Genomic DNA, 326 nt, shown 5'->3' with positions numbered 1-326 from the left:
TAACTCCCCTGCCTTATTTTCAACAAGGAACCGAGCGCGTACTCCTTCCTCTCCATAACCTGAGACATGAAGAAAAGCTGCAAAAATATCACGATCAGTAATGACCCCATACAGTTGACCGTTATCAACAACTGGAAGAATCCCCACTTTGTTTTTATACATGAGATAAGCAGCATCTTCAAGACTAGCGTAACCTGAGACTGTAATAACATTCTTAATCATCACATCCTTGACCTTAGTCTTATTCAAAAGGTAGTTCATCTCGTAAATAGATAGGCTAGTTGCCTTCGATGGACTAGCTTCTGCGATCGTTCCCTCAGTGACCA

1 protein-coding gene is annotated in these 326 nt (G+C 41.7%); it reads right to left on the bottom strand.

What is annotated here, in order from left to right; genetic code table 11:
• Positions 1-326: CBS domain-containing protein (locus tag C1E99_RS12700; RefSeq protein WP_153060256.1), on the bottom strand; the 326-nt coding region annotated here is incomplete at both ends.

The sequence above is a fragment of the Streptococcus suis genome (assembly GCF_002964045.1).
GTDB classification, from domain to species: domain Bacteria; phylum Bacillota; class Bacilli; order Lactobacillales; family Streptococcaceae; genus Streptococcus; species Streptococcus suis_U.
Note: the sequence above shows the minus strand (reverse complement) of the source record. Positions and strands in the feature narration are given on the sequence as shown.